Below are 16,780 nucleotides of genomic sequence, written 5' to 3' on the forward strand. Positions count from 1 at the left end.
ACGATGGTAGGCGGCACGAGGGAGGACGGTCAAGCGGCAAGGGGGCAACGGAGGTTGCATTGCTTCATGCCGCCGGAATGCAACCCCCTGTCCGTTTGGCGGAGGCCTTTCGGAAATGCAAAAGTCCCCCGAAGCGGTGCTTCGGGGGACTTGCTTGCGTGGCGCGCCAGGAAGGATTCGAACCTCCGACCTACAGGTTCGTAGCCTGTTGCTCTATCCAGCTGGGCTACTGGCGCGCAAGGTGCGCTGTTTCGCGGGCTTTCGCCCGCCACGGAAGCGGCTGCCGTGGCGCATGGTCCGGTGCATGCAAGAGTGGCGCGCCAGGAAGGATTCGAACCTCCGACCTACAGGTTCGTAGCCTGTTGCTCTATCCAGCTGGGCTACTGGCGCGTGTCTCCGGAACACTACCGGAAAGGCGGGCGTATCGTCCTGCCAAATCCGGATTTTTTGCTGGTGCGCCAGGAAGGATTCGAACCTCCGACCTACAGGTTCGTAGCCTGTTGCTCTATCCAGCTGGGCTACTGGCGCAGCGAGAGAAGGCATATATGCCCGATGGGGTCGGATCGTCAAGCGATTTCGTGCGGGAAATGTTCTTCTTTTCCGGCGCGGCGGCAGGTTGCCCGCGAGACCGCGCCGAATGCGGATGAAAGGGGAATGCGTGGCTACAGGAAGGGCAGGTGTAACGTTGTTCCACGTCTACAGGCTACGAACCTGTAGGTTGGAGGTTTTAGTCATTCATTATCATCAGCAAATGTGGTTGGTTATATTTTTGAAAGCGAGCCGCGAAAGAAATTTTCGTCAGCTATTCGTCAACTCGCGCGACATCACGCCAGTTCACGTACGGCAACTGACGAAAATCCGGCGCGACCGTAACCCCGTTGGATAGATCTCGACGCTACGACCTGTGGGCGTTCTCTGCCCGGCAGACCGGTCGTTTCTCTTCCGCCTGTCGGCCACGGTTGCCCCGGCCTCGCGAAAGGGATAGACCGTCCGTCTCCGGCCCTGCCGGATGGAGGACCCATGAGTCTCGATGCCAAGATCGACGCTGCGCGCCAGCTGCTGCGCGAGGTGCTGGCCCAGCATGGGCCGGATCGGGTGGCCATGGCCTGGACCGGCGGCAAGGATTCCACCCTGGCGCTCGCCCTGTGGCGCGGCGTGCTGCACGAAAAGGCACCCGGCGCGCGTCCATTGGCCCTGAACCTGGACACGGGCTGCAAGTTTCCGGAAGTCATCGCCCTGCGCGACAGGCTGGCGGTGGAGTGGGGCGTAACCCTGCGCATCGCCCGACCCGACGTGCCCCCCGGCTATCCCGTGGCCGCGGACCGGACCGCCTGCTGCCGCGACCTGAAGGTGAGCCCGCTGCTGCGCGCACTGCGTGAACTGGACGTGGCCGTGCTGCTCACCGGCATCCGCCGCGACGAGCACCCCGACCGGGCCGCGCGGCCCATGCGCGAGCCCGTGGACGAACCGCCTCATCTGCGGGTGCACCCGGTGCTGGACTTCAGCGAGATGGACGTGTGGGCCGCCACCATGCAACTGGGGCTGCCCCATTGCGAACTGTACGACCGGGGGTACCGCTCGCTGGGCTGCATGCCGTGCACCCTGCCGCCGGAAGGTGTGCAGGGCGCGCAGGGTGTGGGAGCCGAGCGTGCCGGGCGCGCCGCCGACAAGGAGGCCATGCTGGCCTCGCTGCATGCCTTGGGCTATTTTTGAAGGCTTCAGCCCGTCAGGGTTTGACCTGATGGTCTGACATTCTCCCCCCCTGCGCATACGAAAGGGGACGGAAGCCGCGCGGCTTCCGTCCCCTTTTCGCGTGCCCGCCAACTCGGTCGGGTACGGCGGGTAGGGTCGATTTCGATCTGTTACGTCAGGCTATGTCCGGTCGCAGTACACGTTTTCCATGAACGATTCCAGGGCCTCGTCCATCTGGGCTACGTATTCGCCCACGTCGTGGGTGGAGCGGCAGGTGGTGCAGCGCAGGAACACCTCGTGGCAGGTGCGTTCCACGCGCAGCGCGGTGCCGCAGGTGCGGCAGGGAATGGTGGTCTGGGCGGCCCGGGCCTGGCCGAAGCCGTGGTTGGTGCTGTACATGTGGTCTCCTTGCGGCGCGTCCAGGACGTGGTGCCCGTTGAGCCGATGAAGGGCGGCGGGGCGGTCCCGCGCGTTGGCCGCGCAGGCGGGGCATACCGCATCGCGCCGGGACCGGCAATCCCTTTCCGCCTTCTTCCCCTTGCGCAAACCCGCCCTTCGTGTACTGTGGTAAATACTGCCGGTTATTGCGTGAACCGGTGCCCCTGGCCCGGCCCCGGCCCCGGCCCCGGCCAATTCCGCACTCAAGGAGACCACGATGCTTTCCGAACGCATGAACCAGGCCCTGAACGATCAGGTCAAATGGGAAATGTACTCCAGCTACCTGTACCTCTCCATGTCCGCCTACTTCGCGGACATGGGCCTTGCCGGCTTCGCCAACTGGATGCGGGTGCAGGCGCAGGAAGAACTGTTCCACGCCATGAAGTTCTACGACTTCATCAACGAGCGCGGCGGCAGGGTGATCCTGCAACCCATCGACGCGCCCCCCTCGTCGTGGGACGGCGTGCTGGACGCCTTCCAGAAGACCCTGGAGCACGAACGCCACGTCACCGCGCGCATCAACGACCTGGTCAACGTGGCCATCGAAGAGCGCGATCACGCCACCAACATCTTCCTGCAGTGGTTCGTCACCGAACAGGTGGAGGAAGAAGACGGCGTGAACGACCTGCTGCACAAGCTGCGGCTCATCAACGGCGAAGGCCAGGGCATGCTGCTGCTGGACAAGGATCTGGCGACGCGGGTGTTTACCATGCCTGCGGCAGCCACAGCCTAGACGGAAATCACACCGGGCGGGTGAACCGGCGGGGACTCTTCACGGCGTCTCGGGACCGGACGCCCGCCCACGCACGCGGCCAAACGGCGCGGCACAACGACGAGACGGCACACAAGCAAGGAGGTGCGGCGTGAGCCACACGGGCAGAAACATCGTCATCGGCGGCGAGGCCGGACAGGGTCTGGTCACCATCGGCCAGATGCTGACCAAGGCCCTGATCCGCAGCGGCTATGAGGTTGTCGTGTCGCAGGACTACATGTCCCGCGTGCGCGGCGGCCACAACACCTACAGCATCCGCGTGCACGACGCGCCCATCGCCGCCCCTGCGGAAGTCATGGACGTGCTGGTGGCCCTGAACCAGGAAGCCATCAGTCTGCACACGCACGAACTGGCCGAGGGCGGCATCGTCATTCTGGACGCCGGGCTGGACCCCGAAGGGGCCAAGGCTGTGCCCGTGCCGTTCAAGGACCTGTCCCCGCGTCCCATTTTCGAGAACGTGGCCGCGCTGGGCGTGCTGGGGTCGCTGCTGGGCGTGGACCGCCCCACCATGGAAGGGCTGGTGCGCGAAACCTTCGGCAAGAAGGGCGACGAGGTGGTCGGCCAGAACATGAAGGTGCTGGACGACGCCTGGAAATGGGCGGAAACCCACCGCGCCAGTTGCGCCGCCCTGCCCGCGCCCAAGGGGCCCAAGGGCCGCATGATGCTGCACGGCAACGAGGCCATCGCCCTCGGCGCGCTGGCGGCCGGGGTGAAGTTCTGTTCCTTCTACCCCATGACCCCGGCCACCTCGGTGGCGCAGGAGCTGATTTCCAAGGGGCGCAAGCTGGGCGTGGTGGTGGAGCAGGCCGAAGACGAGATTGCCGCCATCAACATGGCCCTGGGGGCCACATACACGGGCGCCAGGGCGCTGGTGCCCACCTCCGGCGGCGGCTTTGCCCTGATGACCGAAGGCGTCAGCCTTGCGGGCGTCATGGAGGCCCCGGTGGTCATCGTGCTGGCCCAGCGGCCCGGCCCGGCCACCGGCCTGCCCACCCGCACCGAACAGGCGGACCTGAACCTGGCCCTGTACGCGGGCCACGGCGAATTCCCCCGCGCCATCCTGGCCCCGGCCACCATCGAGGACTGCTTCCATCTCACCCACGCGGCCTTCGACCTGACCGAGCGCTTCCAGACGCCGGTCTTCGTGCTGACCGACCAGTACCTCTCCGATTCGTACCGCGCGGTGGTTCCTTTTGATCTGGATGCGCTGCCCCCTGTGGCCGAGCCGGACTTCAGCCCCGGCGGCGGCCCGAAGTTCAAGCGCTACAAGCGCTACGAGCTGACCGAAAGCGGCGTGTCGCCCCGCAAGGTGCCGGGCTTTACCGAAACCCTGGTGCTGGCCGACTGCCACGAGCATACCGAGCAGGGCAACATCACCGAGGACGCCGGCCTGCGCACCGCCATGAACGACAAGCGGCTGCGCAAGGGCGAGGGGCTGCACAAACTGGTCATCCCGCCGCGCGTATCCGGCGATGCCAAGCCCGACCTGCTGCTGGTCTGCTGGGGCTCCAGCGAGGGGCCGGTGGCCGAGGCGGCGGAAATGCTGCGCGCCAAGGGCCGCACCGTGGGCGTCATGAGCTTCACCCAGGTCTGGCCGCTGGACCCCGCACAGTTCCTGCCCGCCCTTCGGGCGGCCAAGGAAGTGGTGTGCGTGGAAGGCAACGCCACGGGCCAGTTCGCCCGCCTGCTGCGGCAGGAGACCGGGTTCGAGGTGTCGCGCACGTTGCTGCGCTATGACGGGCGCATCTTTACGCCGAATTGGCTTGCGGAACGCTTGGGCTAGGGGCTGCTCCAAATTGTCCTTTCGCCCGCTGGCGTCGTCAAACGTCACCGGCCATTTCAGTCGAATACGATAAGAGTATACTCCTTCATGGCCGGTTCGTTTTCCTCGCCAGCGAACGAAAATCCTAATTTGGAAACAGCCCCTCCGGAGCGCGGGCTTCACCAAAGTGGGAAAGTATGACCGACTCCCACAGTTCCGAGCAGGAATGGTGACCACCGACCGGACAACAGAATCCCGTAGGGAATTTCACAGGGAATTTCCAGGAGCGATCATGGATATCGAAGTCTACGGCGAATACAAGAAGACCGCGTGGTGCCCCGGCTGCGGCAACCACGACGTGATGAAGGCCGTGCGGCAGGCGCTGGCCGGGCTGGACCTTGCCCCCAACAAGGTGGCGCATGTTGCCGGCATCGGGCAGGCGGCCAAGGCTCCGCACTACATCGACCTCAACGGCTTCAACGGCCTGCACGGGCGCGGACTGCCCCCGGCGCAGGCCATCAAGCTGTGCAACCCGGAGCTGACCGTCATCGCCCAGAGCGGCGACGGCTGCAACTACGGCGAGGGCGGCAACCACTTCCTGGCGGCCATCCGCCGCAACGTGGACATGACCCTGCTGGTGCACGACAACCAGATTTACGGGTTGACCAAGGGGCAGGCCAGCCCCACCACTCCTGAAGGGCAGGTCACCAAAAGCCAGCCCGACGGGGTGCGCAATGCGCCGTTCAACCCCATTGCCGTGGCCGTGGCCATGAAGTGCTCGTTCGTGGCGCGTTCGTTCTCGGGCAACACCCCGCACCTGGTGAAGATGATCCAGCTGGCCATCCAGCACAAGGGCTTTGCGCTTGTGGACCTGTTCTCGCCGTGCGTGTCGTTCAACAAGGTCAATACCTTCGGTTGGTACAAGCAGCGCTGCCAGGAACTGCCGGAAGACTATGACCCCACCGACTGGGCCGCTGCCATGCAGGTGGCCCAGGAATTCGGCGAACGCATTCCCATCGGCGTCATTTACCGCAACGACAGGCCTTCGCTGGATGCCAGCCTGCCCGTGCTGCAAAAGGGGCCGCTGGCCCGCCAGCCCGTTGACAAGGACGGGTTGCGGGCATTGATGCAGTCATACGCGTAAGCCGGATCCGGCTTCCAGATGGCGTGACCGTCTGCACACCCGTGTCGGCCACGTCCAAAAATATGTCGCAACCCGTCTGCCGGGTCGGCCGCCACCGCGCGACCGGCCCGGCAGGATACGCAAGGGAGGGGCGTCATGCACAAGGTCGTGTTGTATGCCATTCAGGGCGAGGTGCCCTGTTTCGTGCACGTGATGCTGAACGCGCTGGACATGCATGCGCGCGGGTGGGACGTGCGCGTGGTTGTGGAAGGGCAGGCCATCAAGGTTGTGCCTGTGGTGGCGGGTACCGGGCACACCATGCGCCCGCTGTTCGAGAAGGCGCGCGACGCCGGGCTGTTCGCCGGGGCCTGCTGGGCCTGCGCAGCCACGCAGCGCATGGCCGAAGAGGTGCAGGCCACCGGGCTTAAGTTCATCGGCGACATGAGCGGCCACCCGGCCATGGGTGACTGGATCGAACGAGGCTACACGGTGATCACCATGTAGATCACCATGTGCGTGGATGTGGTGTGAACACCCGCCTGCCCACCCCCTGTCAGGGCAGCCGGGCTGCACACGCGGCGCGCCCCGTCGGAAGGAGTTCCGGCGGGGCGCGATGCGTTGTCATGGATGTGGCGAGAGCGGCGAGGCAAACGGGGCTGCGGGGTGTCGTCCCGGAGGGACAGGCTACGGGCGGCCCGTAGGGCTATGTGGTGCAGCGCGCGGCGCAAGGAGGGCGCAGCGGCTGCTATTCGCCCATCACGGCGCGCAGCAGCGAGGCCAGCTGACGGCGCACCAGTTCGGTCTCCGTCGGGGTAACCTGCGGCATGTCGACGGGGCGGTTGGCCCCGGCCAGCGCGTCGCCTTCCTCTATGTCGGCCAGCGCCGCCGCCGAGCGGCCCATGATGCAGAAGAACCGTTCCGGCTTCCAGCCCATGCGCTCCACCTCTGCAGCCGTCGCAGGCGAATACTCGAAGCCGGGCAGGCCGTCCGTCCCCACGGCGGGGTGAGGAGCTTCGCCCTTCTGTTTTGTCCAGTCGCGGAAGCGGGGAAAGTCGTCGATGAAGCGGGTCAGTTCTGCATTGTCGAACGGGGGCTGATCGTAGAACCCCGCCGCACGGGCTTCCGGCGCGGCCACCAGAAGCAGCGCAAGGCAGAGGCAGGCAAGGGGCGCGGCCAGGCCGAAGGCGCGGCGGAACGCGACAAGGCGCGATGCATGCGTGAACATGGAAATCCTTTGGTTGCGGTAGGGGGGCGGGGAGTGGCGGCGGATGTGCCAAACTGGCCCGTATATGGGCAGTCTGGCCAGTCTGGGCCAGACGCGTCAGACGCGTCAGGCACCTAGGCACACTCCGGATACACTACCTGTCTACAGGCGGCGCCGGTGAAAGGAAAGCCCGGAGAGGAACCGTTATGATGCAGGTCGTTACGGCGTGCGCCAGGTGTGCCTGTGCGCCGCAGGTCCACGTGTTCAAAACGTCGGCGCGGGAACGAAACGGCCGGTGCGTTGCCGCACCGGCCGGATGGAGCATGGGGACCGCATCGCCCGAGAGCGGGCGGCATGCGGAGGTGCCCGCTGCTAGTCGTACTTCACCGAGCTGATCTTCATCAGGCGGTCCCAGTTGTGGTACGATTCGATGTAGCGGATGGTGCCGGTCTTGCCGCGAATGACCACCGAGTGGGTGATGGCGCCAACGCCCGTGTACTGCACCCCGCGCAGGAAGGTGCCGCCGGAGATGCCCGTGGCGGCAAAGAATACCTCGTCGCTGCGCACCAGGGTGTCCACGGTGTGGATCTCGCGCAGGTCAAGGCCCGCGTCGTGCAGGGCTTCCTTTTCGGGGTAGGACTGCGGGTCCAGGCGGGCCAGCATCTGGCCGCCCACGCCCTTGATGGCGCAGGCCGCCAGCACGCCCTCGGGGGTGCCGCCGGTGCCCATCATCACGTCCACTTCCGAGCGCGGGTCAACGGCCATCAGCGCACCGGCCACGTCGCCGTCGGTGTGCAGCTGGATGCGCGCGCCCGATTCGCGGATGCGCTGGATGAGCTTTTCGTGGCGGGGCTTGTCCAGCACGAAGACCACCAGGTCGTCCACGTCCTTGCCCAGCGCCTTCGCGATCTTCTGAAGATTTTCCTTCACCGGGGCGTCGATGTCGATGACGTCGCGCGCGGCCGGGCCCACCACCAGCTTCTGCATGTAGAAGCTGGGACCGGGGTTGTACATGGTGCCCGCAGGGGCCACGCCCACCACGGAAATGGCGTTGGGGCGGCCATAGGCCAAAAGCTTGGTGCCTTCCACGGGGTCCACGGCAACGTCGATGGCCGGGCCGCGACCGGTGCCCACCTTCTCGCCGTTGTGCAGCATGGGGGCGTGGTCCTTCTCGCCTTCGCCGATGATCACGTGGCCAGCCACGTTCAGCGAATTGAAGGACAGACGCATGGCGTCAACGGCAGCGCCGTCGCCCGCGTCGTTGTTGCCCTTGCCCAGCCAGCGGGCGGATGCCAGCGCGGCGGCTTCGGTGACGCGCACGAGATCGAGGGCGAGATTCTTTTGCGGGGCTTCCATCAACGGTCCTCCAGTGGGGGTGGTGCTTCTTGCTTCGGAAACGCGACGCGCCGCGTGAGCCCGCGCGGCACAAGGCCGTGCGGGGCGCGGGGCTCGGGCTGCCTCCGGCGGTCGAAGGGGTGGCCCGGCAGGGCGACGAAGAGTGCGCGCCGTGCGTCCGGTGGGGACTCTAGCGCAGGCCCTTTGCGGCTTCAAGACAAAACACGGGCCGTTGCGAGACGGCGTGGGGTGGCTCTTGCTGCGGAGGGATAAAACAGGCACCGGGCAAGCACGCAGGAAAACAGGGAGAGAAGGAAAAACGCGCCCGGAGGCGATGGCTTCCGGGCGCGGTGCGTGCAGGGGCGGCGGTGTCCGGAGACGGTGTGTCTACCGGAACACCACGGTCTTGCTGCCGTTGAGCAGCACACGGTGTTCGATGTGAAAGCGTACCGCCCGGGCCAGAGCCAGGCATTCCACGTCGCGGCCCACGGCCACCAGGTCGTCGGGCATGTGCGAATGGTCCACCCGCGCCACTTCCTGCTCGATGATCGGGCCTTCGTCCAGGTTTTCGGTGACGTAGTGGGCGGTGGCGCCGATCAGCTTGACGCCGCGCGCGAAGGCCTGGTGATAGGGCGAGGCCCCCTTGAAGCTGGGCAGGAAGGAGTGGTGGATGTTGATCACCCGGCCCTTGAACCGGGCACAGAATTCCGGCGAGAGAATTTGCATGTACCGGGCCAGCACAACGAGGTCGATGGCCTGCTCCTCGATGATCTTCGCGATGCACTCTTCCTGCTCCGCCTTGTTTTCCTTGGAAATGGGCAGGTAGTGGAAGGGAATGTCGTGCATCTCGGCGATGCGCTGGAAATCATGGTGGTTGGAGACGATGGCCGGAATGGTGGCGTTCAGTGCGCCCGTCTCGCAGCGGAACATGATATCGTTCAGGCAGTGCCCGAAGCGCGAAACCAGCACCAGGATGCGTGCGGTGCTGCCCGCGTCGAACAGCTGCCACTCCATGTCGAAGGTGGCGGCCACGCCCGCGAACAGGCGCTCCAGTTCCGGGCGACCGGGGCCGTCGGCGGGCATTTCGAAATGGATGCGCAGGAAGAAGCGCTTGCTTTCGCGGTCGCCGAACTGGGCGCTGTCCAGAATGTTGCAGCGCTGCACGGCGAGAAAGGTGGAAACCGTGGCCACGATGCCGATGCGGTCGGGGCAGGAGATGGTCAGAATGTACGGAGAGGCCATGCGTGGTCCTTGTGCGACGGTGCCCGGTGCACGGGCGCGATGCGGTTTGGTCTCCTGCGGCTGTGGTGGCTGGTCATGTGGTGTGATGGGTTGCCTTACGACAGAACCGCGCGCGCTTCAACAGGATTGAAGAAGCACACGCGGCTGCGGGGCTGTGGCGCGGCAGGGTGGGGCAGGCTGGCGGCCCTACAGGCAGGTGCCGATGCCGTCCATGTAGAAGCGGGTGACCTGGGGCAGGCTGGCGTGGTCGCCTTCGCGGCGGCGGGCCCAGCGGCGGCGGAACATGCGCGCCGCCTTGCGGAACCGGCCCGATTCGAAGCCCAGCATGTTCAGGGCCATCAGGGCATCGTCTATGGTCAGGCGTCCCTTTTCGATGAAGGCGTCCAGTTGGCGGCACACGGCATAGAAGCACTGCACCCGCCGCCGGGGCGAGAAGAAGCCGATGGAGGGCATGCGCGCACGCAGGGCGTCCACCGCTTCGCGCAGGGCGTCGAAATCGTCGATGCAGCGGATGGCCTCGTGCATGGGCATGCACTTGCGGTTCAGGAACTCCGCGAATTCGTTCAGGGTGCTGAAGCGGCGGCGGGACATGACGCACCTCCCGGCCGGTGAAGGCCCGCGATGAAGGACGTGGATACGACATTCTGCGTCATTTGTCGGCAAAGGACAAGCGCATGCCGTCCACGGCGCGTGCGAAGGGGGCGGACCCCGGAGCTGGAAAAGGGACGGGGCCGGGCAGCACGCCCGGCCCCGTGCGGCCCTACTGGTTCTGGTACTTGCCGGTCTTCTTGGACGCCTTGGCGACCTTGGTCTGCTTCTTGGCGGCGGTCTGCTTGGTGTTCTTCTTTTTCACGGCCGCCTTCTTGGGGGCCTTCTTCTTCTGCGTCTGCTGGGCTTCGATGGTCTGGGGCTTCTTCACCGTGGCGGCTTCGCCAGCGGCGGGCAGGGCCAGAAACGACACGCACAGGGCGGCGAGAAGGGCTTTGGTCAGGGTCTTCATGGTATGCAGCCTCCTGCAAGGGATTGTTTGCGCCTTCTCTGCGCTCATGGCTGTAAAAGTCAACATAAAAATGCCGATGGATTGTGCAACTGTGGATACGTGCAGGAAGAAACGGGAAATATCCCGCAAAGTAGATAGGCATGAAGGGTGAGAAGCATATAGTGGAAGCAGGGGTGTGGTTCAAAATTCTTGCTTGAATTTCAAACTATATGTGCCAAAAGTTGCACTGTGCGCATGTGGCATATCAAGAATGAAGCAAAATGTGACATGCTGAAAGATGATACATGCTATAACTGCTGCTTGATTGCGGCATGACTGGGCGTCACGTGTGAATCCATGCGGAAAGCTGGGTCACGTGCGGCTGGGCGTGCACCATGCCCTGGCATGTGGCCTGTTGCGGCGTGTGCGTTGTCATTGTGGACACTTTTCCATAGCCGTGTCAGACCACGGAGCACCCGCATGCCGCATGCCGTCTGCTTGTAGTGTCATTTGTCACCCCAAACCCCACGAGATCATGTCCGCATCTCCTCCGTCCGGTGCTTCGGAACATCCCGCCTGCCATCCGCTCATCCATCTGCTGGCCACAGGCACGGCGTTGCCTGGCGCGCCGGAACTGCCCCCGCTTCCGGTGGACACCGAACTGCCGCGCTTGCTCGGGGTGCTGGCCGGTGGCATGCGCGCGGTGTTGCAGGCTCCGCCCGGCGCGGGCAAGACCACCCGCGTGCCGCTGGCCTTGCTGGCGGCCCCGTGGCTGGACGGGCGCAAGGTGGTGTTGCTGGAGCCCCGGCGGCTCGCCGCGCGGGCGGCGGCACGGCGCATGGCCGCCACCCTGGGCGAGGCGGCGGGCGAGACGGTTGGCTACCGCATGCGGCTGGATACCCGCGTGGGGCCGCGCACCCGCGTGGAGGTGGTGACCGAAGGCGTGCTGACGCGCATGCTTCAGACCGACCCGGAACTGGCCGACGTGGGCTGCGTGATCTTTGACGAATTTCACGAACGCAGCCTGCATGCGGACCTGGGGCTGGCCTTGTGCCTGGATTGCCAGGAAGGGCTGCGGCCCGACCTGCGGCTGGTGGTCATGTCGGCCACGCTGGATTGCGGCCCGGTGGCCACGCTGCTGGACGACTGTCCGGTCATCGAAAGTGCGGGGCGCGCCTTCCCGGTGGCAACCCGCCACCTGCCCCCCGCGCGCAACTGGCTGCCCTACGAGACAACTCCGCCCGGCGTGCTGGAGGACGCGGTGGCCGACGCCGTGCGCCGCGCCCTGCACGAGGAGCCGGGCAGCCTGCTGGTGTTCCTGCCAGGGACGGGTGAGATACGCCGCACGGCGGAAAGGCTGGCGGGGCTGGCAGGCACGCCGCACGGGGCTGTGACGGTGCATGCCCTGTACGGTGACCTGCACCCGGAGCTTCAGGACGCGGCCATCGCCCCCGCACCGCCCGGTACGCGCAAGGTGGTGCTGGCCACGGCCATTGCCGAAACCAGTCTGACCATTGACGGCGTGCGGGTGGTCATCGACGCCGGGCTGGCGCGGGTGCCGCGCTTCGACCCGCGTTCCGGCATGTCGCGGCTGGTGACCGAGCGGGTGTCGCTGGCCGGGGCGGACCAGCGCCAGGGCCGCGCCGGGCGTACCGGGCCGGGCGTGTGCTGGCGGCTGTGGCGCGAGGGTGAAGAGGCCACGTTGCGCCCCTTTGCCCGCCCGGAGATTCTGGACGCCGACCTTGCGCCGCTTCTGCTGGAACTGGCCCTGTGGGGCGTACCGGATGCGTCGGCCCTGCGTTGGCTGGATGGACCGCCGCAGGCCAACCTGGCCCAGGCGCGTGAGTTGCTGACCCTGCTGGGCGCGCTGGACGCTGCCGGGCGCATCACGCCGCATGGCAGGCGGGTGGCCGCGTTGCCCCTGCATCCTCGTCTGGCGCACATGGTGGTGCGGGCCGGGGAGCTTGGGCTGGGTTCCACTGCCTGCTGCGTGGCGGCCCTGCTGGAAGAGCGCGACCCGCTGCGCGATGCGGACGCGGATCTGCGGCTGCGGGTGGCCCTGCTGGCAAGTGGTGGGGGCGGTACGGGCAACAGGGGTAATGGCCCAATGCTGACCCGCCTGCGCGAGGCGGCCCGCCAGGTGGCCCGTCTGGCCGGTGTAGACCTTGATGCTGCCGCAAGCAGGGGGAAGGAGGCACGTGCGGGAGCTCGTTCGGGGGCACGTCCGGACGCGCGGCCCGACCCGGAGGCCACGGGCGAGGTGCTGGCCCTGGCCTATCCGGACCGGGTGGCCGGGGGGCGCGGGCAGGGTCAGTTCCGTCTGGCCTGCGGGCGCGGGGCGTATCTGCCGCCGGAAGACCCGTTGTCGCGCGAATCCTTTCTGGCCGTGGGCGACATGGACGGCGACGCGGCGCGTGGGCGCATCCGCCGTTGCGCGCCGTTGGCGCGGGCGCACATCGAAGAGGCTTTCGCCGCGTCCATCGTCGAGGGGGCCTTCGTGGTCTGGGACGACCGGGCCGAGGCCGTGGCCGCGCGGCGACAGCGGCGGCTGGGCGCGCTGGTGCTGGACGACGTTCCCCACGACGCGGCGGACCCGGAGGCGGTCACGGCGGCGGTGGTGGCGGGCGTCCGGTCCATCGGGCTGCACTGCCTGCCGTGGACGCCGGAACTGGAGCAATGGCGTGCGCGGGTGAACTTTCTGCGCGGGCTGGAAGCATGCGAGACGGACCGGACGGCGGAGGATGTACCACCCACTCCATCCTTTCCGCGCGAGCCTGTCAGTATGGGCGAGTCTGCCTGCCCGGACCTGTCCATCTGGCCTGACCTGTCCATCTGGCCTGACGTGTCCGATGCGGCCCTGCTGGCCGGGCTGGAGCAATGGCTGGCCCCGTTCCTGTCCGGCATTACCCGGCGTACGCAGTTTTCGCGCATCGACCTTGCGGGCGCGCTGGCGGCCCTGCTGCCGTGGGAACTGGCGCGACGGCTGGATGCCGAGGCGCCGGAGCGCATCGAGGCGCCGTCCGGCTCGCAGGTGCTGGTGGACTACGCGGCGGAAGGCGGCCCGGTGCTGGCGGTGAAGTTGCAGGAAATGTTCGGCGCACGGGAAACGCCCCGCGTGGGCGGGGGGCGCGTGCCGGTGGTGGTGCACCTGCTGTCGCCCGCCGGGCGGTCGTTGCAGGTCACGCGTGACCTGGCCGGGTTCTGGCGCACCGGGTACCCTGCGGTGCGGGCGGAGATGCGTGGCCGCTACCCCAGGCACCCCTGGCCGGAAGACCCCTTGGCCGCACCACCCACCCGGCTGACCACCCGGCGCATGCAGCAGGCGGCCACGGCGGTCGCAACGCCGCGGAACGGCGAAAATGGCGGGGGAAAGGGTGGTGGCCGCACCCGCTGACGGCGGTCCGCCGTCAGCCAGATGAGCGGCATGGCCGGTTGGCGGGCACCGTCCATATGCCCTCGGCAGCCTCGCGGCTGTGCCCCGGTGTCGCCAGTTGTTGCAGGTCGCTCGCAGTTGCCCATGGCTGCCCAAGGTTGCCCAGGCGGGCGCGGGTCTGCTATCGCGGAAAAAAGGAGACACACGAGATGACACATCAACGCCGTGCGCGGTCCGCACCGGATGCCGGGCCTGTCTGCGGGTCCGCCACCTTTTCGGGATTGCTGCCAATCCCGCTGCCGATCCCGCTGTTGATCCTGCTGCTGGCGGCCCTGCTGCTGGGCGGTTGCGGCCCCAAACGCTCCATCACCGGCTTTCCCGGCGAATCCTCGCAAGAGGCGCGGCCAGCCCAGCAACAGGCCGAACCGCAGCGGCCCCGTATCGTTACGTTGAACACTCCGTATGATTCCAAGGAGGCGCGCCGCAAGCTGGCCCCTGGCAGGAACACCATCCGGGGTACGGCTTCGGCCAGGACGCCCGGCGGCGAGGTGGTGACCTGCGCGGGCAAGCCGGTGACGCTGGTGCCGGTGACGGCCTATTCCAGCGAACGCATGTTCGCCATCTACGGCAGCGACGGCAGCCAGGACAGGGGCACCCTGCGCCTGGGGCAGGGGGCGGCTCCGCCGCCGGTCATCACCAACGACGACCCGCGCTACCTTGCCGACCACCCGCAGACGGTGTGCACAGACAGCGGCACCTTCGTCTTCAGGGATATCGCCGACGGACAGTTCTTCATCGTCACCGGGTTCACCTGGCTGACCGACGACAAGAAGCCGCAAGGCGTCGGTCTGATGCAGCGGGTTTCCGTGTCCGGCGGGCAGACGCGCAAGATCGACATGAAGCCGTAGCCGCCGACGGCATGCGGCCCCGTCCGGTCCGCATTCGATTCGCATTCGGTCTGCATCCGATTCGCATCCGATTCGCATCCGATTCGCACCCGGGGCACATTCGATGTGCATTGGGGCCGGTAATGGCTGGGGGGCTCCGCCCGGCGCGTCCCCCCTCCGGCCTTTACATTGCGCTGTTTGCAACTTTTGCCGAAAGGTGGGAAGTTGCCGTTCCGGCAACACATGCAGGTACTGTTACCGGCCAGGGGAAGCGCCATGCGCTTCTCACGGCCGTTTTTGCGTTTTGTGGCCCGCGATGTCTGCTGTATCTCGGCGTCAGTCTTGCGGATTGGGTGGATTGGGCAGATTGGGCCGTGGCGCCTGTGGCGCCTGTGGCGCCAGTCGCGACTGGCGCGACTGGCGCGACTGGCGCACCGGGCATGCCCGCCGTGCGCAGCACCCCGCCCCGTCCGCCCCACCTGGCCTGTCCGGCCCGCTTGGCCCGTCCGCCACCTTCCGGTCCGCTTTGTCGCGTCCGTCAGGCCTGGGCACGCGGATGGAGGCAGGCATCGCATCCGCCGTCCTGGCTCACCTGAACTGATGGAAGTTTTCATGGATAGAACAAAGGCCTTGAAAAGATATCTGGTCTTCGGGGGCTCGCTGTTTCTGTGCGCCTTCGGCATTGCCCTGGTCACCAATGCCCGGTTGGGCACCACGCCCATCACCAGCGTGCCGTACGTGCTCTCGCTGTTGTCGGGCCTGTCGCTGGGCATGCTTACCCTGCTGGTGAACATCGTGTTCGTTGCCCTGCAAATGCTGGTGATGCGTGAAGGGCTGTCGCGCAAGTACCTGGTGCAGATGCCCGTGGTGCTGGTGTTCAGCGTGTTCATCGACATCGCCATGGCCCTGACGAAGTTTCTGCCGCTGGACGGCTATCTGCTGCAGATGGCGGCGGTGGTGGTGGGCAGCGCCGTCCTGGGGCTGGGCATAGCCTTCGAGATCATCTGCCAGGTGGGCATACTGCCCGGAGAAGGGCTGGTGGTGGCCATCGCCTACCGCACGCGGCTGATCGTGGGCAACGTGAAGACCCTGTTCGACTGCGGGCACGTGGTGGTGGCGGTCATCCTCAGCCTGATATTCGCGGGCGTGGTGCTGGGGCTGCGCGAGGGTACGGTGGTGTCTGCCCTGCTGGTGGGCAATTTCGTGCGCCTGAGCGGGCCGCTGGCCCAGCGGTCCACGCGGCTGTGGGAGGGATAAGGGGCCGTTTGGGCGTGTGAACCTGCACGCCCGTGCAAGCAGGATGGGCAGTGCGCGACAGGGGAGCATCAGATGGCGGGTGCTCCCTTGTCATTTGGCGGGGTGCATGAAGGCGAAGCATTGCGGATGCCGTGCTGGTGCTGAACGCCGCCATGGAGGCGGCCCGCGCGCGTGAAGGGGGGCGTGGTGTTGCCGTCGTGGCCGACGAAGTGCGCAAGATGGCGGAAAAGACCATGACGGCCACCAGGGAAGGGGCGACGCCATACGCGACATCCAGGCTGAAACGCGCAAGAGCATGGACAGCGTGGACCAGCCTTCCCGACCATCAAGGATGCGATGCCCCTGGCGGCCAAGGGGGTGAGGCGTTGCGGCAGATCGTGCGGCAGATCGTGCGGCTGGTGGAGCAGGCGTCGGACCCGGTGTGTTCCATAGCCACGGCGTCGGAACAGCAGTCTTCCACCAGCGAGGAAATCAACCGCGCCGTGAGCAGGTGGCGGGCATGCCGTCGGAGACCTCGCAGGCCATGGGGCAGGCGTTGATGGCCATGTCGGAGCTGGCCCGACAGTGGCAGATACTGCACGCCTGATCGGGGACATGAAGTAGGCGGGCTGCCGCCCCCCCGTACGGCATGGTGCGCTGGCAGGCGGGGGCTGGCGGGCATCTGGCGGATAACGCCGGGTGCCCGCCGTTCTTTCGGGCTGGCAATGGCTGTCAGT

15 protein-coding genes and 3 tRNA genes are annotated in these 16,780 nt (G+C 66.7%); 9 read left to right on the top strand and 9 right to left on the bottom strand.

The features are described from left to right. Window positions 1-159: 159 nt before the first annotated feature. The 3 genes from DESTE_RS01180 to DESTE_RS01190 form a co-directional block, all read right to left on the bottom strand. A tRNA-Arg gene (locus tag DESTE_RS01180) sits at window positions 160-236 on the bottom strand. 77 nt (window positions 237-313) lie between these two features. Beyond that, window positions 314-390 (bottom strand) — tRNA-Arg (locus DESTE_RS01185). A gap of 61 nt (window positions 391-451) precedes the next feature. Continuing rightward, a tRNA-Arg gene (locus DESTE_RS01190) sits at window positions 452-528 on the bottom strand. A gap of 492 nt (window positions 529-1,020) precedes the next feature. Here DESTE_RS01190 and DESTE_RS01195 point away from each other — a divergent pair. Beyond that, a complete protein-coding gene (locus DESTE_RS01195) occupies window positions 1,021-1,713 on the top strand; it encodes a phosphoadenosine phosphosulfate reductase family protein (protein ID WP_035064131.1) in 693 nt (230 codons plus the stop codon). A gap of 159 nt (window positions 1,714-1,872) precedes the next feature. On the opposite strand, the gene DESTE_RS01200 is transcribed toward DESTE_RS01195, so the two are convergent. Then, a complete protein-coding gene (locus DESTE_RS01200; protein ID WP_035064132.1) occupies window positions 1,873-2,091 on the bottom strand; it encodes a dual CXXC motif small (seleno)protein in 219 nt (72 codons plus the stop codon). Between the two features lie 256 nt (window positions 2,092-2,347). Between DESTE_RS01200 and DESTE_RS01205 the strand changes: the two genes are divergently transcribed. The 4 genes from DESTE_RS01205 (at window position 2,348) to DESTE_RS01220 (ending at window position 6,291) form a co-directional block, all read left to right on the top strand. Then, the gene (locus tag DESTE_RS01205; RefSeq protein ID WP_035064135.1) at window positions 2,348-2,863 is read left to right on the top strand and encodes a ferritin; all 516 of its coding nucleotides are present in this window, start codon (window positions 2,348-2,350) and stop codon (window positions 2,861-2,863) included. A gap of 130 nt (window positions 2,864-2,993) precedes the next feature. Continuing rightward, on the top strand, window positions 2,994-4,685 hold the full coding sequence (locus tag DESTE_RS01210) for a 2-oxoacid:acceptor oxidoreductase subunit alpha (RefSeq protein WP_035064137.1): 1,692 nt from the start codon (window positions 2,994-2,996) through the stop codon (window positions 4,683-4,685). A gap of 271 nt (window positions 4,686-4,956) precedes the next feature. Continuing rightward, on the top strand, window positions 4,957-5,808 hold the full coding sequence (locus DESTE_RS01215; protein ID WP_035064140.1) for a 2-oxoacid:ferredoxin oxidoreductase subunit beta: 852 nt from the start codon (window positions 4,957-4,959) through the stop codon (window positions 5,806-5,808). A gap of 135 nt (window positions 5,809-5,943) precedes the next feature. Next, window positions 5,944-6,291 carry a hypothetical protein gene (locus tag DESTE_RS01220; RefSeq protein ID WP_035064141.1) on the top strand — a complete coding sequence of 116 codons (348 nt, stop codon included), beginning with the start codon at window positions 5,944-5,946 and terminating at the stop codon, window positions 6,289-6,291. 241 nt (window positions 6,292-6,532) lie between these two features. Here the strand turns inward: DESTE_RS01220 and DESTE_RS01225 are convergent, their stop codons facing one another. The 5 genes from DESTE_RS01225 to DESTE_RS01245 form a co-directional block, all read right to left on the bottom strand. Continuing rightward, window positions 6,533-7,012 (bottom strand): hypothetical protein, encoded by a 480-nt coding sequence (locus tag DESTE_RS01225; protein ID WP_051384255.1) that lies wholly within the window; start codon window positions 7,010-7,012, stop codon window positions 6,533-6,535. A gap of 351 nt (window positions 7,013-7,363) precedes the next feature. After that, window positions 7,364-8,347 carry a class II fructose-bisphosphatase gene (glpX, locus tag DESTE_RS01230; RefSeq protein WP_012611343.1) on the bottom strand — a complete coding sequence of 328 codons (984 nt, stop codon included), beginning with the start codon at window positions 8,345-8,347 and terminating at the stop codon, window positions 7,364-7,366. 366 nt (window positions 8,348-8,713) lie between these two features. Further along, the gene (purU, locus tag DESTE_RS01235) at window positions 8,714-9,568 is read right to left on the bottom strand and encodes a formyltetrahydrofolate deformylase (protein ID WP_035064146.1); all 855 of its coding nucleotides are present in this window, start codon (window positions 9,566-9,568) and stop codon (window positions 8,714-8,716) included. A gap of 186 nt (window positions 9,569-9,754) precedes the next feature. After that, on the bottom strand, window positions 9,755-10,159 hold the full coding sequence (locus DESTE_RS01240; RefSeq protein WP_035064149.1) for a hypothetical protein: 405 nt from the start codon (window positions 10,157-10,159) through the stop codon (window positions 9,755-9,757). A gap of 169 nt (window positions 10,160-10,328) precedes the next feature. Further along, the gene (locus DESTE_RS01245) at window positions 10,329-10,568 is read right to left on the bottom strand and encodes a hypothetical protein (RefSeq protein ID WP_035064152.1); all 240 of its coding nucleotides are present in this window, start codon (window positions 10,566-10,568) and stop codon (window positions 10,329-10,331) included. 514 nt (window positions 10,569-11,082) lie between these two features. Here DESTE_RS01245 and hrpB point away from each other — a divergent pair. From hrpB to DESTE_RS17390, 4 genes are all read left to right on the top strand, one after another. Further along, entirely contained in the window at window positions 11,083-13,941 is a 2,859-nt protein-coding gene (hrpB, locus tag DESTE_RS01250) for an ATP-dependent helicase HrpB (protein WP_084559306.1), read from the top strand. A gap of 188 nt (window positions 13,942-14,129) precedes the next feature. Then, entirely contained in the window at window positions 14,130-14,828 is a 699-nt protein-coding gene (locus DESTE_RS01255; protein ID WP_156925223.1) for a hypothetical protein, read from the top strand. Between the two features lie 591 nt (window positions 14,829-15,419). Then, complete coding sequence (locus DESTE_RS01260) at window positions 15,420-16,064, top strand: YczE/YyaS/YitT family protein (RefSeq protein ID WP_035064154.1); 645 nt, start codon at window positions 15,420-15,422, stop codon at window positions 16,062-16,064. 131 nt (window positions 16,065-16,195) lie between these two features. Further along, a complete protein-coding gene (locus DESTE_RS17390) occupies window positions 16,196-16,603 on the top strand; it encodes a methyl-accepting chemotaxis protein (RefSeq protein WP_084559307.1) in 408 nt (135 codons plus the stop codon). Window positions 16,604-16,780 lie beyond the last annotated feature (177 nt).

It is taken from the genome of Nitratidesulfovibrio termitidis HI1 (assembly GCF_000504305.1).
GTDB lineage: Bacteria > Desulfobacterota > Desulfovibrionia > Desulfovibrionales > Desulfovibrionaceae > Cupidesulfovibrio > Cupidesulfovibrio termitidis.